Here is a 14898-nt window from a genome sequence, read left to right as displayed (position 1 = left end):
ACTTCGTGAGTGGTGGATTATTAGACTTAATTAAGAAGGGTTAGGCGATGTTCTTGCTATGTAACAAGGGCGTTAACCAATGAGCTTACATGCATAACTGAATAAACTGCCAACTACGGTGTAGTTTGGCAGTTTTGATTTGGGGGTTGTTTTTCTAGAACTTGGTTCTCTAAACCAGAGCTGCGACCTTTCCTCGCGCAACCAACTGAGCTCGGATCGAGTCATACACCCAGTTGAACGCAATTGCGTAAAGCACGAAGAAGATAACAATTCCGATATCCATCATTAATACTGTCCAGAAATCGAGTTGAAGTACCCACATCAGTAGCGGGAACGACACCAACATCAAGCCTAATTCGAAACCTAAGCCGTGCAGAATACGTGTTTTCTTGGTTCGTTTGCTGCGGTCAGCGCTGTAAATCTTGTCGTAACCGTAGTTGTAGACATAGTTCCACGTCATCGCAATCAGCGATAAAGACAGCGCCAAGCCTGCCATTTTTACTGCTCCGCCACCAACAATGTAAGTTGCCGCCACGGCCATCAAAATCAAAGCTGCTAATTCAAATAGCACCATGTGTAACATGCGTTCTTTATGTGACATCTCTTTACTCTCTTTATGTTTTTCTAGCCTCTATGGGCTAATGACTTGGCTAGATAGTATCTATTTAAGTGATAATATAAAGATAGTTAGCATCACATATGGTGATAGTAAGTGTTGGGAGACACCGAATGTACAACATAGAACAGCTGAAAATGTTTGTGTATGCCGTTGAATTAGGGTCATTTTCTGCCAGTGCTCGAGAGTTAGGTAAGGTGCAGTCGGCGGTGAGCCAAGGTATCAGTAATCTTGAAATAGATTTTAATGTTCAACTTTTTGACCGTTCGACACGCAAGCCAACGCTGACGGCGCAAGGTCAGCAGATTTTCAAGCAGGTCAAAGCGATTATTCTACAAGTGGAAGATCTCAACTCGTCGGTCAATGCCATCAATAATCAAGAGGAAGGGCTACTGCGTATCGCTTTAGACGATGCCTTGTTACTTCCTTCATTGCCTAAGGTGTTGGATAAGTTCAGCCGAACATTCCCAGCGACAGAAATTGAGTTAATGGCAGCGGCGAGTACTGATGTGAACCGTTTGGTGTCACAAGACCGCGCAGACATCGGCCTGATGTTTACTGACCTCGCTTTTCATGTCGATTCAGAGCCGTGCTTTATCGGTAATCTGCCTTTTGTTGCTGTGTGTCATCCAAGCCATGCTTTAGCTGAAGTGTCGGTTGCGAAGTTGCCGGACTTTATTTCTCATCGACAGCTTATTCTACGAGGCAACAAAGGTAAGGTGATTGACCATTTCCCAGTGGTAGCGGGCAAGGTGTGGTGGGCGAACAGCTTTGTTGCTATCAAGGAGATGATCGTACATAGCTCGGTGGGCTGGGCATACTTACCGAGTTACTTGGTGGAACATGAGATTCAACAAGGAAAGCTTAACCAGATAAACGTCTCGTTTGACCATAAAACATGGTCGCCTCCTGTCGATTTGGTGATCTCCAAGAAAGCGATGAAAGGGCCGGGTTTGCTGTGGTTGGAAGACAACCTCAAAACCTTACTCGATTGATCTTTTCCAAACCATAGACAAATGAAAGGGCTTACCCCGAAAGGTAAGCCCTTAGTTTTTCTAATCTTCTGCTAGATGCTAGATTTAACCGTCAGACCGTTGTAGTACTTGTCTTTCATCTTAAGCGCAACGTTCACTAGGTAAATCAGCACGGGTACTTCTATCAGTGGACCGATAACGCCTGCAAACGCTTGGTCTGAGTTAATACCGAATACTGAGATAGCAACGGCAATCGCTAGCTCGAAGTTGTTGCCTGTCGCTGTGAATGCGATTGACGCGTTCTTGTCGTATTCAATACCCATCTTCTTACCAATGAAGAAGCTGATGAAGAACATCGCTGTGAAGTAGATAGTCAGTGGAACCGCAATCAACAATACGTCCATTGGCAGTTCAACAATCATCTCGCCTTTTAGGCTGAACATCAGCACGATAGTCGCCAGTAGAGCAATCAGTGTGATTGGTGAGATACGTGGAATGAACACATCGTTGTACCACTGCTCGCCTTTCATCGACACAAGGATCTTACGGCTTAGGAAGCCTGCTAGGAATGGGATACCTAGGTAGATAAGTACACTGTGTGCAATATCGATCATCGAGATATCAACCATCATGCCTTCGTAACCAAATACTGGTGGAAGAACGCTGATGAATAGCCACGCCATAAAGCTGTAGCTCACCACTTGGAATGCACTGTTTAGAGCAACTAATGCCGCACCGTATTCTTTGTTACCGCCGCCGATGTCGTTCCAAACCAGAACCATTGCCACACAACGAGCAAGACCAATCAGAATCACGCCGACCATGTAACCTGGGTGGTCACCTAAGAATGTTAGCGCCAACACAAACATCAGAATTGGGCCGACAAGCCAGTTCATGATCAAAGATAGTTTGATCGCTTTCTTATCTTTTACCACGGTGCCTAACAGGTTGTAGTTAACCTTTGCCAGAGGTGGGTACATCATTAAGATAAGACCAATTGCCAGCGGAATGTTGGTTGTGCCAACAGACATTGATTCGTTCCACTGTTCGATTTGTGGGAATACGGTGCCAAGTAATACACCAAGCCCCATCGCAATAAAGATCCACAGTGTTAAGTAGCGATCTAGAAAACCTAACTTTGGTTTCATGATATTTTCTCTTTAGTTGATATCGTTAATCGTCGAAAAGCGATATTAAAGAATAAAAAATACGCTTAGTTTATTCTGTATTCGACAAACTAAGCGCGATGAATCTATTTCAAAATGGTGTCGATTAGCGTCTCAAATTGCTGAATATTATCTCGATTAATGCGGTAGCACATTTTCGGTGGTATTGATTCAGCAGTGATGAAACCGGAGGTTTTCAAGATTCTTAGGTGCTCTGATACTGTTGATTGCGCCAAACCTAATTCGCTAACCAAGTCGCTGTTCAAGCAGCCCCCCGATTTTTCTAAAGCGGACAAGATACTAAGTATGCGAATTCTCGCTGGATGAGCGAGTGCTTTTGCTAACGCAGCCATCTCTTTTTCTGCTTCAGTATTACTCGTCGGAAGAGGTAGAGAACAGCTATCTGTTGCTTGGCATGTTGTAGTCATACTTAAGTGGCTCACTTTAAGATAATCGTTAAAAGACGATTAATAGTAAGCCCATTTCTTTTAGTGGTCAACGCTAATTTATTTAATGCCTGACAGGAATGGGCAACCTTAAGGTCGATTTAAGATTTTCCTAACCAATACAGCGGCCATCGTTGTTGTCTCGAGGTGTTATTGAGCATAGCGCCCACCAAAACGAGCGCGACACTACCGACTAAAACAGGCGTAAACAAGAAGGTCCAATCGACGAGTGATGTGCCTGCTAACGCGATAACGATCGGGTTAGCACCTGCTGGTGGATGAACCGCTCGAAAGTACTGCATCAAAAATATCGCGCTACCTACTGCTATCGACATTACTAAATAAGAATCACCAAAACTATACAGCGCTGCGAGTCCGACTGCTGCTGATATAAAATGACCCGCAATGATGTTGCGTGGTTGAGCAAGCGGCGAGGTTGGTACTGCAAACAACAGCACACAAGTCGCGCCGAACGGTGCCATTAACCAAGGAACTTGTGATTGCTCGGCAAGTAAACACAAGATCAATATGCCTACCGTACCACCGACAAAGCCCTTCAATAGTTGGTTCAATGTTGCCTTTGGAGGTAGATCTCCTCCACCGATCAGTTTTTGTATCATCACGAACTCCTCGCCTATGAGTAGAAAATAAAAAAGAGTGTACAGATCTGTACCGTTTGATTTGAATGATACAGATCTGTACACTCTTTACAACGTAAAATTTTGTGACCCGAATTGAACGAGTGGATAGGATGAGTAAGAAAGAACTAATCTTGGATGTGGCTGAGTCTTTGTTTAACCAGTTTGGTTATACCGCTGTTGGGGTGGATATGATCCGAGATGAGGCAGCGGTTTCTAAGACATCCATGTATCGTCACTTTGGTTCTAAAACCAAGCTGATTGAAGCGGTGTTGGAAAGGCGTCATCAGCGTTTTGAGTCGAGTTTAGAGGAGGCACTTGCATCCAATTCTGGATTACAAAACCAACTGGACGCACTTTTAGATTGGCATTTCGCATGGTTTGAACAACCAGACTTCAAAGGTTGCATGTTCATGCATGCACTCGCCGAATTTAAAGAGTCAGAAGATGACATTGCAACGCTCTCGCACAAACACAAGACTTGGCTTAAGAATACGATCCACAATATGGTAAGCGATGGCGAGGCCGCAGACGCTGCAACGTTCGAACGACGAACAGAATCGGTTATGACGTTTATCGAAGGGCTTATTGTAAGAAGTGAATTTGGCGAATTTGATTCAACATCAGATTCAAACCATGGCGTCAAGAAAAAAGCCTACCGACAAGCATTAAACGTCTTAGCGACTCTCGCTTGATTTTTAAGGAGATTAATGAAGATAGGCTGTCCCTATCTCCATTAAACAGTTCTATCTTGGAGCGTTGAAATACTCTTACTCAGCTGGCTCATAGTTCTTAATGTAATCCAATGCACGCTCAGAGTAGGCATGTGAATCCAACATCTCAGACAGACCAAGAAGCGTCTTGTAAGGTTGAGATACCGCAACCATATTAATTAACCAAGATGGAATCGATCCTCCTGGGTCACTCAACACTTGATAAGAAATATGAGTGGTATTGTTGTCCAGTGGTGTGAGAATCCATCGCGACTCTAAATGTGCCACTCTTACGATGCGTTTGTTGTCATTTGGTAGATAATTGGGTCTGCCGTGTTGGGTAATCATCACGGTTAATGTGTTTGGATCTTGCTCGATAAAGTTTTCGACAATAGCTTCACGATCCGAGACAGGCCAAGGCGCTTTTGTATAGGTTTTAGTAACCGTGTGTACTTCGCTAAAGTGTTCTATCTCTTCCATTTCATCAATGTTCTCTACCCATTGAGTGCCTACTGAAGTATCCGTAAACAAAGCGATGATTGAAGTAAGGTTGGCTTTGATATCAGCTTCTGCACGAAATTCTTTAAAGTCGTTACCTTCAATTTTTCGGTTGTAGACTTCGATGCCTTTTTTATCGCGTACGAGCTTCCACTCATTGGCATCCGACGCTAAAGCTGAAAAGGACGTCACTATGATTATGAAAGTTAGAATCTTACTGATCATGAGAGTGATCGCCCTTTCCAAGTGACTTTATTGTTCTTTGATAAACGATAGCTGTTAAGAATCAACAAGCTTTGCAACGAAATCCCCAAAGGTACGGTTAGCGCATAACGAGCTGGTATAAAGAGCTCTTTAACCAAAATAAGATAAGTGACAACGGAAGCGAGCAACATCAGAGCATTGATCGCCAAGGAATAGGTGTTGAATGATGACGGGTCGCCGATGAAATGCTGAGTTGATACAAGCAACATCACCGGGACTGCCCATGCAATGACATTTGTTTTTATGAATGCGAAAAGTACTCCGAATCTTGATTGGCAATTTACAATAAGATTCATGTTTTTGGAGAAGCCCGCCCAAATCGAACCAAAGTCGGAATACATATGAGTACTCATGAGCTCGTCCGCAAAAGCCCAAAACGTTTTTAGTCCGCACATCTTCATTAGTTTTGCAAAAGCGATGTCTTCGGATATCTCGCTGGCTACCGCAGTATGTCCACCTACCGCATCGTATGACTTTCGTGTAAAAAGCATGGCTTGGCCGTTAGCAATAGCTTCTGCTTTTGACTTGTCGTTTGCGTTCTTGAAGTTCATATAAGACGCGATTGAAAGAAATATGCCGGGTAGGGTGATTTTCTCAACGGTTGATGTGAATGCTTGTCTAGGGTTGAACGACAGCAAATCCGTTTTGTGTCTTGAGGCGAAATGGATAACGCTCTGTAGCATCAAGGGTTCAGACTTGGTATCAGCATCGATAAAATACAAATACTCACCGGTTGCTTGCAGTGAGCCCATCATGCAGGCGTTGCTTTTCCCTAGCCAATTGGGCGGTAACTTTCTTCCTGATATACAACGAACGTTAACACTCGACGCGTCGATTAGCCTATCAACAATAGTTCTTGTCGAATCAGTAGAAAAATCATCAACCACGATGATTTCAAACCTGTCTCTTGGGTAGTTTTGCTTCATTAGCGAACTGAGGCTGGTCTCAATATTATCTTCTTCATTTCTCGCAGGGATAATAATGGACACGGTTGGCCACTTGGTTCGGTTCAACGAAATTTTAGGCGTAATGTGAACGCGATGGCGCGCTAAATTGGCAAGTGTGATTAAAAACTTGATGGTAACGATGCAAAACAAGGTCGAAGTGATAGCTAGAATCATGATTACAGTGGTCAAAAACAGAATGATAGAGATCTAAGGAGCGTATAGCCTTGAGGCTTTTCGTTCACCTCAGATATGTAGGACTCAATCATACAAAGCGACATGTCGGGCCGTTCAGTTTGGCGTTTGAACCATATTTGAAGCGATTTAATAGAGCTCAGAAATAAGCATTGCATTCACTGGCTACTCTAGCGATATAATCGAACGTAGAACCGTTACACAAGATAACGAAAATCATAATTTACACTTTAATTTTTACTTATAGGTAAGCCCTGAAATGCCACAACAGAACATCAAATTTATCGCTGCTGATATGGACGGCACTCTGCTTAATGAACACGGAAAATTAGACCCGGAATTTTTCAATCTTTATGAGCGCTTAGAAGCTCAAGACATTATTTTTGCCGCGGCATCGGGGCGTCAGTACTACAGCCTGATGGAAACCTTTGCTCCACTTAAAGATCGCATGATGTTCGTTGCTGAAAACGGCACATTAGTGATGCACAAAGGCCAAGAACTTTACAGCTGCTTGCTAGATACAGATGCCATCAAAGAGATCATTAAAGAAGCGCGTGCTATTGAAGGTGCACATGTGGTGCTGTGTGGTAAGAAGTCGGCATACATCGAAACCAAAGATGAGCGTGCTTTAGAAGAGATCTCTAAGTACTACCATCGCCGTGAGCAAGTAGAAGATTTACTGGCGGTAGAAGATGAATTCATCAAAGTTGCTATCTGCCATTTCGACGGCTCACAAGAGAAAGTGAACCCAAGCATTAATGCCAAGTTTGGTGACAATTACCAAGTGGTTGTGAGTGCAAAAATTTGGTTGGATGTGATGAATGCTGAAGCGTCGAAAGGGGCGGCAATCAAACATCTACAAAACACATTAGGTTTCACTTTCGAGCAGACGATGAGTTTTGGTGATTACCTGAATGACTACGAAATGCTTAAAGAGAGCTACCACTCTTACGCAATGGAAAACGCACACCCTAAGTTGAAAGAGATCGCACGTTTTGGCGCGCCAAGTAACGTCGATGCAGGTGTGTTCCAAGTGCTTGAGAAGCTGCTAGCGTAACGCGGTTAAGCTCCATCCGATTTTTATCAAAGCCGACTCACTAACATGAGTCGGCTTTTTTGTTCGCTAATGATGCATAGAGTTAAATTTGAACGAGTGTTCAGTATGCTGTAGTCTGATCAGAAATATGGGTATCAATTTCGAATTGGATACACCTAATCAACCACATTTGGAATGACGATGAGCAAGAAACTTCAACTCGATATTATTTCTGACGTAATGTGCCCTTGGTGCGTTGTCGGCTACAAAAACTTAGAGCAAGCCATTACGGAACTTGGCTTAGTGGAGCAAATTGAACTTGAATGGCAGCCGTTTGAGCTAAACCCTGATATGCCGCAAGAAGGTGAAAACCTGCGTGAGCACATCATGAGAAAATACGGTTCTAGTGCAGAAGAGAGCCAAAGTTCACGCGAACAACTTGCTGCTCGTGGCCAAGCGGTTGGTTTCGATTTCAATTTCTATGACAGCATGAGAATGGTTAATTCTCGTCATCTACATGTGTTGCTCGATTTTGCTCTAGCACACGGTAAACAGACCGACTTAAAGCTACGCTTCTTCACTGCGCACTTTTCAGAGCAGAAAGATCTGTCTGATCTTGAGGTGATTGCGCAAGAACTTGAAGCGGTTGGCTTAGACTCAACGAAGGCATTGAAACGCTTGAAGAACACCGACAACTTAAAGCAAATTGAAGCGCAAGAGTTTGAATGGCAGCGCATGGGCATCTCTGCAGTTCCTACTGTGGTATTCAACCGTAAGAGTGCAGTGACAGGCGCGCAGACGGTCGAAACGTACAAGCAAATCCTTCAAGAGCTTATGGCCGAATCATAAGCCGATCATTGGTATCAATTAGAGTCTGAATTTCATGGAATCACTTTCACTCGCACAAGCGCAAAAAATTGTACTGCTTTCGCAAAAATTGCCACCTAAGAAGCTACCGCCTAAAAAGCAACGTAATGGTGGCGCTTTGGCGAACACGTTGTCTGCAATTGAAAACCTTGGTTATGTGCAAATTGATACCATCTCTGTGATTCAGCGAGCTCACCATCACACGCTGTGGAATCGTAATCAAGACTACCAACTGAACCATCTGGATAAGCTGTTAGAGCGTCGAGAGGTGTTTGAGTATTGGTCGCATGCCGCCGCATATTTACCCATGCGCGACTATCGTTTCAGCTTGCATCGAAAGAATGGGTTTGCGAGCGGTAAGCTTAAGCATTGGTATAAAAAAGATGACGCACTCATGGCGCATGTTCTCAAACGTATTGAGAACGAAGGGCCATTGATGGCGAAAGATTTTGAAGGGGATAGACCCAACCCTGGCGGGTGGGGCGGTAAACCGGCTAAACAGGCGCTAGAGACTTTGTTTATGCAAGGTGACTTAATGGTGCCAAGTCGAGTGAACTTTCATAAGGTGTATGACCTAACCGAGCGAGTTTTGCCGAGTGGCATTGATACCTCGGAACCAACTGAACAAGAGTATATCGAGCATCTGATCACGCGTTATTTAGAAGCGAACGGTGTGGGAATCGCATCGGAAATGAGCTACCTCCTTAAGAACACCAAACCACTGATACAGAAGACACTCCAGCAGATGCTTGAAGACAAACAAGTCGTGAAGGTGGATGTTCAAGGTGCTGATTATTATGTGTTGCCTAATGCGTTTGAGCTTCTGAATCAGCCTCTTTCTCGAACTAAGTTAAAGATACTGTCTCCGTTCGATAATCTGTTGATTCAACGTAAGCGAATGCAATCACTGTTTAATTTTGACTACCTTCTTGAGTGTTATGTTCCAGAAGCCAAGCGCCAGTTTGGTTACTTTAGTTTGCCGATTCTGTGGCAAGGAGAGCTGGTGGCACGAATGGATTGTAAAGTTGATAGGAAGAGTCGCTTACTCAATATTCGTAACTTGGTTATGGAAGAGCGAATCAAAAAACATGAATCATTTGTTCATGCCTTATGTGATGAGCTAAAACACTTCATGGTGTTCAATCAATGTGATGAGATGGTCGTCCATAAGACCACGCCCTCTGATCTTGGCAAGCGCTTGATGAGTCATTGGCAAACGGTTTAACGTTTATCGCTGCTTAAAAGTCCTAGTTACATAAACCATCTCGTTATTCAGCAAGCTCGGCCAACAAGAACTCGACAAAGGTTCTGTTCTTCAACGACAGTTGCTTGGTTTTGTAGAGTAAGTGAATCGGCTTAGGTAAAGGTGCCATGCCGGGCAAGATTTCAAGTAGAGCACCACGTTCAATCTCTTCTGACACAAAAATAGTTGGCTGCAATAACACGCCCACGCCTTGCAGGGCGGCATATCGTAATACATCCCCATTATTCGACATCAAACGAACTTGCCCTTTATTCACCGCGCTATGCGTTGCGTGGTGGTTCTGAGAGGCTAGGAGTTGCGATTCACTGTTTTGCGCACTCCGCGTTTGTGCATTTCGACTATTCACATCACGACGACTGCTATAACTGAACCCAAGCGATGGGTGCTGTGCGAGATCTTCTAATACACGAATCTCGGCATGTTGGTTTAGGTATTCAGGCGCTGCGCAGTAACACATCTCGTAATCACCTAAATATCTAGCGACTAAACTCGAGTCAGACAGGTCACCAATTCGCACAATTAAATCAATATCCGAAGAGTAGGGATCAACAAGGTCGTTGTTCAGTACGAGCTCGACATTAATTGTCGGATTATTGGCAAGGAACTTCGCCACTATCGGGGCTAGCACCTTGTTCCCATAGGTCACTGGGCAGTTTATTTTGACCGTGCCTTGAGGTTGGTTTTCTAAGGTTTGAATTAGATTTTCAGCATTGCTGATGTCTTCCAGAATTCGTTTACATTCTCGATAGTAGAGCTGCCCTGAATCGGTTAAAGACTGCTTACGCGTAGTGCGATGAATCAGCTGAGAGTTAAGGCTCGATTCAAGGTGATGGATATGTTTACTGATCATGGTCGCCGATAGATTGAAGTGGTTGGCGGCACTACGAAAGCTACCTTGCTCCACCACGTAAACGAAGACTTTCATGCTAGTTAACTTATCCATTAAGCACTCTTGGTTGATAAATAATAAACAAAAGGTGAGTTTATCAATTATTAGGGGTTAATTATATTAATGACAAACTGATAATTAACTAAAATAAGAGCGTGAAATGCCTCAAACAAACGAAACCATCTTTGTTACTGCTGAACTTAAGATTAAAACCAACATTGAACGTGAGGCTGCGGTTGAAGCCATCGAACGGTTTTGCTTAGACATGCAGAGCGAGTCGGGTTGCCTACAAGCAATAGCAACCTATGATCAAAACCAAAGCGATCGCGTGATCTTGCTAGAGCAATACGTTAACCGTGAAGCAATCAATCAGCACTTTGGAATGCCTCACACTCAAGCGTTTATTGAGCGTGATATTACCGAACTGGTTCAGGCGTTCGAAACGCAGCTTGAATCAAAAGAGCAGGAGAAGTAAGCCATGAAATGGGGAATTCTAGGGACGAGCTTTATCTCAGGCGTAATGGCGGATGCGATTAAAGGCGATGCTCAAAGTGAACTGTATGCCGTTGCTGGTCGCACAGAGAAAACACTCAATGAGTTTGCCGCGCAGTATCAACCAACACGAACCTTCAACAGCTATGAAGCCTTGATTGAAGATGAGTCGGTCGACATCATCTATATCGCGCTACCTAACCACGTTCACCACGAATACGTGATTAAAGCCGCTCAAAAAGGCAAAGCGATTCTGTGTGAAAAATCGTTATCGGTTGATATGGAAAAAACCGAACAAGCTCTGCTAGCGGTGAAAGAAGCAGGCGTATTCTTCGCAGAAGGTTTGATGTACTTACACCATCCATTGATTGCCAAGCTTCATCAAGAATTAGCTACTGGTGAGATTGGTGAAGTTCGCTCTATTCAAGGTTCATACGTCGCTGCGATTGCCCAGTTCGTTAACCCTGCGAGCAAGGGGGCACTGTATAACTTGGGTTGTTATCCAATGTCGCTGATTCACTCTGTCGCACAACACCAGTTTGGTGAAAGTGTGTTTGATGATCTGCAGATCTCTGCAATCGGCCGACGTGGCCAAGATGGCAATATCTGTGAATCATCGGCGATGATGCGTTTCAATGACCACTTCACTGCGCAAGTTCATACTGCAGAAGACCACGGCTTAAAGCATGGCTTTACCATTTTAGGCAGCAAAGGCTGCATCACACTCGACACCAACCCATGGCTACCGACCGAAGACAACACATTTACAGTTGAGATCTATGAAACATCGTCACGTGAAGTGAAAGTCGAAGCGCAAGGCGATGGATTTCATTATCAAGTGCGTAATATTCGCCAAGCAGTTGAGCGAGGTGACACACAACTGGCAACACCCATGGCGACTCACCAAGACTCTCGCGTAATCATGAAGTTACTGACGGATTGGGAACAAGCGGCTAGCTAGTTTCTTAATAAAAGAAATACGACTCATATTGTTCTGTATGACTTGATAAAAAGTCACGTAGATAAATATGAGCCGTATTGTTGCTTCTGCTTACTTTTTGGGTGAGCTTACTTAAGCTACAGACGCTTTAAAGGCGGTATTGAATGCTTTTGCATTGGTGCGAATCTCGTCGTCAGATAAGCCAGGCTTGTACAGTGACGCCCCTAAACCAAAGCCTTTCGCACCTATGTCTAAGTAAGGCTTCATGCTCTCGATGGTAGGGTTGATTCCACCTACTGGTAAGCAGATTGCTTCGGGAGGCAGCACGGAATTCAACGCCTTAAAGCCGTCAAGGCCAAGCACTGAAACTGGGAATAGTTTTAACCCTGTCGCGCCGGCAGCAAGTGCAGCGAACGCCTCTGTTGGCGTAACAACACCAGGGAAGCTGACGCAACCTGCAGCCGCTGACATTTTCACGACCTGTTCGTTGAAGTTCGGCGTTACTACTAAGTTTGCACCCGTATCAATCACAGCTCGTGCTTTTTCTGGTGTGGTAACGGTACCCGCGCCAATTAAGTATTCGTCGCCGAAATGTTCGACTAGCATTTTTATACTGGTCAATGCATCTGGTGAGTTCAATGGCACTTCGATCATTGAGAATCCCTCCTCAATCAAAATTTGTGTCACACGAATACAATCTTCCGGTTCTACACCACGGATAATGGCAACGAGTGGTAAGTGATCACTTAGGTTAAAGTCTTTATTTGTCATTATTCATTGCCTCTTTAATTTTTAACATTCCAGCGATGAAAGTGTCATCGCCATTCACGTATTCGGTTGTTTTTTTTAGCTGACGACATGCTTGGTCATAGCGTTCTGATAGGGCTTTTCCGCCCACCAAGTAGATGCTTTCTTGATGCAGTTCTCGTACTTCGTTGCCGATTAACAGCCCTGATAAGTAATCAAACACTTCACTCTCTTCTAGATTGCCGAATAGACGATGCGATCTGGCTTTGAAGAGCTGATTAGTGATTGACGGGTTCGAGCTTTCCTCTACCCCTTTTACAAAAGCAGCGTTAGAGCTGACTTGTTTAGGTAAGCCACGCCCTAGGATTGTGTGTGTCGACAGTGCAGAAAAAAGTTCGCCAGTCATGTAGGTTGAAAATGAGACTAACTTACCCGCTTCAATATTTGCGTGCTTGCTGTGAGTGCCCGGAAAGGCAGCTTCGAGTGTCGGTTTGTCTGCTAACTCAAGAAGTCCAAACAACTGAACCTCTTCACCACGCATGACGTCGTAGTGGCCATGCTCATCACAATGGCTGACACCCGGAATGATGGTGGCTGTTGCCCCCCAAGGGAGGTCGAATTGATGGGTGTTTTGAGCTAAGGACTCCACATCGGTTGGCGTGGAAACATAAGGGACGTTGACCCAACCTTGTGCAGAACCAACCATACCTGCCATATAAATTGGAAAGTGTTGGTATTCGCCGAGCCACTCACTCAGTAATGATTCAAGCTCGGTTGCAAAGGCACCATCTTCAACCTGAAGCAGTCCCATTTTGCGTTCTGTTTTATCAACGACCTGTCCTTGTTCATCCATGGCAAAGGCACGAAAGTTTGTCGTTCCCCAATCCAGAATTAGCCAACTGATTTTGTTTTTTTGATTCATAATTACAGCCCACAGACGCGCCCTAAGACGCGCAGTTTTAGGTTTAGTTGATGTACATTTTTATCGGTTTACTTTGTCGAACCGTTAACGTTTCGGGTCTAGCTAACTATGTTTATTTAGTTAACCTTACCTCTTTAGTTAACCTTGTATTGCTTGATGATGTCGGTATTCACATCGACACCGATGCCCGGTTTGGTAGAGATTTGTACCTTGCCGTTTTCCATCTTAATGCCATCGCAAATGAGATCTTTGCGGAATGGATGTGAAGATTGGTCAAACTCAAGCATTGGTTCGATAGGGTTGAGTGAGAGTGGTGAACTTGGAAGTGAAGCAATAAACTGCAAAGAGGCCGCAATACCAATACCAGAACCCCACACGTGTGGAATCATCATGGTGTGGTTTGCTTGTGCCATTGCTGCAATCTTCTTACATTCCGTGATACCACCTGAAGAACATAGATCAGGTTGAATCACGTCTAACGCTCTCTGTTCAAGCCAAGGGCGGTAGCCCATTTTTCCGAACAGTTGCTCACCTGCGGCGATATAAGTCGTAGAAAGGTTCTTGATTTCTTGATAGCCAGCAATGTCTTCTGGAGCTAACAGCTCCTCTAAGAAGTACAGGTTGAACTCTTCTGTTTCTTTGATGATGCGACGTGCAGCAGCGGCGTTGTACGCCCCATTAGCATCAGCCATGATCTTCACATCATTACCAACTGCTTCACGAATCGAACGAATGAATGTGATGTCTTCATCTGCGCCAAATCCAATTTTGAGTTTGAACGCTTCAAAGCCACTATCGACATAGCGATGTGCTTCCTCAATAGCTGCTTCTGGATATTTCGCGTCTGCGACACGATAGAAGCCAGTTGCGTAAGGGGTGACTTCCTTGCGGAAAGCACCGCCGATCAGTGAGTGAATTGGTTTATTGAGAGCCTTCCCAATGACATCCCACAGTGCAATATCAACACCGCTGATCGCGTTCACCGCAGAACCACCTTGACCGTATGGGCGAGTCACGTTGTACATCTCTTCCCAAAGCACTTCCACGTCGAACGGGCTACGTCCGAGCAGTAGTGGCTTAAAGGTATGTTCAATAAATGCCGCCGCAATGTGTGGGCTCTGTAGGCCGTGACATAGAGCTTCACCAAAACCAACAACCCCTTCATCAGTAACGATTTCGATGATCATTGAGCTACGGTTATGAACCCAGCCTTGTGCGAAGTAAAATGGCGTCTCTAGTGGAACTGAGATTGCGTGTGGAATGACATCAATAATTTTCACAATAAAT

General features: G+C 44.4%; 17 protein-coding genes. 7 read left to right on the top strand and 10 right to left on the bottom strand.

The annotated features are described in order from the left end of the window. Nucleotides 1-169: 169 nt before the first annotated feature. Nucleotides 170-601: a PACE efflux transporter gene (locus L0992_20230; protein ID XGB70341.1), complete on the bottom strand. Its 432-nt coding sequence runs from the start codon at nucleotides 599-601 to the stop codon at nucleotides 170-172. Nucleotides 602-729: 128 nt separating this feature from the next. On the opposite strand from L0992_20230, the gene L0992_20225 reads away from it, so the two are divergent. Further along, nucleotides 730-1611: a LysR family transcriptional regulator gene (locus L0992_20225; protein XGB70340.1), complete on the top strand. Its 882-nt coding sequence runs from the start codon at nucleotides 730-732 to the stop codon at nucleotides 1609-1611. A gap of 71 nt (nucleotides 1612-1682) precedes the next feature. On the opposite strand, the gene arsB is transcribed toward L0992_20225, so the two are convergent. The 3 genes from arsB to L0992_20210 all read right to left on the bottom strand — a co-directional run bounded on the left by arsB (nucleotide 1683) and on the right by L0992_20210 (nucleotide 3822). Next, a complete protein-coding gene (gene arsB / locus L0992_20220) occupies nucleotides 1683-2738 on the bottom strand; it encodes an ACR3 family arsenite efflux transporter (protein XGB70339.1) in 1056 nt (351 codons plus the stop codon). A 104-nt stretch (nucleotides 2739-2842) separates the two neighbouring features. Further along, nucleotides 2843-3184 carry a metalloregulator ArsR/SmtB family transcription factor gene (locus L0992_20215; protein XGB70338.1) on the bottom strand — a complete coding sequence of 114 codons (342 nt, stop codon included), beginning with the start codon at nucleotides 3182-3184 and terminating at the stop codon, nucleotides 2843-2845. Nucleotides 3185-3303: 119 nt separating this feature from the next. Continuing rightward, nucleotides 3304-3822: an HPP family protein gene (locus tag L0992_20210; GenBank protein XGB70337.1), complete on the bottom strand. Its 519-nt coding sequence runs from the start codon at nucleotides 3820-3822 to the stop codon at nucleotides 3304-3306. Nucleotides 3823-3953: 131 nt separating this feature from the next. Here L0992_20210 and L0992_20205 point away from each other — a divergent pair, with 131 nt between their 5' ends. Further along, complete coding sequence (locus L0992_20205; protein XGB70336.1) at nucleotides 3954-4535, top strand: TetR/AcrR family transcriptional regulator; 582 nt, start codon at nucleotides 3954-3956, stop codon at nucleotides 4533-4535. A gap of 75 nt (nucleotides 4536-4610) precedes the next feature. Here L0992_20205 and L0992_20200 read toward each other — a convergent pair whose 3' ends face one another. Then, nucleotides 4611-5276: an START domain-containing protein gene (locus L0992_20200; protein ID XGB70335.1), complete on the bottom strand. Its 666-nt coding sequence runs from the start codon at nucleotides 5274-5276 to the stop codon at nucleotides 4611-4613. Then, nucleotides 5273-6304, bottom strand: a complete 1032-nt coding sequence (locus L0992_20195; protein ID XGB70334.1) for a glycosyltransferase — start codon at nucleotides 6302-6304, stop codon at nucleotides 5273-5275. Before L0992_20195 ends, L0992_20200 begins: the two co-directional genes overlap by 4 nt. A gap of 409 nt (nucleotides 6305-6713) precedes the next feature. Between L0992_20195 and L0992_20190 the strand changes: the two genes are divergently transcribed. The 3 genes from L0992_20190 (at nucleotide 6714) to L0992_20180 (ending at nucleotide 9582) form a co-directional block, all read left to right on the top strand. Then, nucleotides 6714-7511, top strand: coding sequence for a Cof-type HAD-IIB family hydrolase (locus L0992_20190; protein XGB70333.1), 798 nt, complete (start codon nucleotides 6714-6716; stop codon nucleotides 7509-7511). A gap of 180 nt (nucleotides 7512-7691) precedes the next feature. Beyond that, nucleotides 7692-8339 carry a DsbA family oxidoreductase gene (locus L0992_20185; GenBank protein XGB70332.1) on the top strand — a complete coding sequence of 216 codons (648 nt, stop codon included), beginning with the start codon at nucleotides 7692-7694 and terminating at the stop codon, nucleotides 8337-8339. Nucleotides 8340-8373: 34 nt separating this feature from the next. Continuing rightward, nucleotides 8374-9582, top strand: coding sequence for a winged helix DNA-binding domain-containing protein (locus tag L0992_20180; GenBank protein ID XGB70331.1), 1209 nt, complete (start codon nucleotides 8374-8376; stop codon nucleotides 9580-9582). Between the two features lie 43 nt (nucleotides 9583-9625). Here L0992_20180 and L0992_20175 read toward each other — a convergent pair whose 3' ends face one another. Further along, nucleotides 9626-10564 (bottom strand): LysR family transcriptional regulator, encoded by a 939-nt coding sequence (locus tag L0992_20175; GenBank protein XGB70330.1) that lies wholly within the window; start codon nucleotides 10562-10564, stop codon nucleotides 9626-9628. Nucleotides 10565-10670: 106 nt separating this feature from the next. On the opposite strand from L0992_20175, the gene L0992_20170 reads away from it, so the two are divergent. Both L0992_20170 and L0992_20165 read left to right on the top strand, forming a co-directional pair. Continuing rightward, on the top strand, nucleotides 10671-10985 hold the full coding sequence (locus L0992_20170; protein ID XGB70329.1) for an antibiotic biosynthesis monooxygenase: 315 nt from the start codon (nucleotides 10671-10673) through the stop codon (nucleotides 10983-10985). A gap of 3 nt (nucleotides 10986-10988) precedes the next feature. Then, nucleotides 10989-11963 (top strand): Gfo/Idh/MocA family oxidoreductase, encoded by a 975-nt coding sequence (locus L0992_20165; protein XGB70328.1) that lies wholly within the window; start codon nucleotides 10989-10991, stop codon nucleotides 11961-11963. A 111-nt stretch (nucleotides 11964-12074) separates the two neighbouring features. Here L0992_20165 and L0992_20160 read toward each other — a convergent pair whose 3' ends face one another. The 3 genes from L0992_20160 to L0992_20150 form a co-directional block, all read right to left on the bottom strand. Beyond that, complete coding sequence (locus L0992_20160) at nucleotides 12075-12713, bottom strand: 2-dehydro-3-deoxy-6-phosphogalactonate aldolase (GenBank protein XGB70327.1); 639 nt, start codon at nucleotides 12711-12713, stop codon at nucleotides 12075-12077. Beyond that, nucleotides 12703-13611, bottom strand: a complete 909-nt coding sequence (locus tag L0992_20155) for a 2-dehydro-3-deoxygalactonokinase (GenBank protein ID XGB70326.1) — start codon at nucleotides 13609-13611, stop codon at nucleotides 12703-12705. Before L0992_20155 ends, L0992_20160 begins: the two co-directional genes overlap by 11 nt. Nucleotides 13612-13745: 134 nt before the next feature. Beyond that, nucleotides 13746-14891: a mandelate racemase/muconate lactonizing enzyme family protein gene (locus L0992_20150; GenBank protein ID XGB70325.1), complete on the bottom strand. Its 1146-nt coding sequence runs from the start codon at nucleotides 14889-14891 to the stop codon at nucleotides 13746-13748. Between the last annotated feature and the right edge of the window lie 7 nt (nucleotides 14892-14898).

The sequence above is a fragment of the Vibrio pomeroyi genome (assembly GCA_041879425.1).
Lineage (GTDB): Bacteria > Pseudomonadota > Gammaproteobacteria > Enterobacterales > Vibrionaceae > Vibrio > Vibrio pomeroyi_A.
This window is presented reverse-complemented; position numbering and strand designations above follow the sequence as displayed.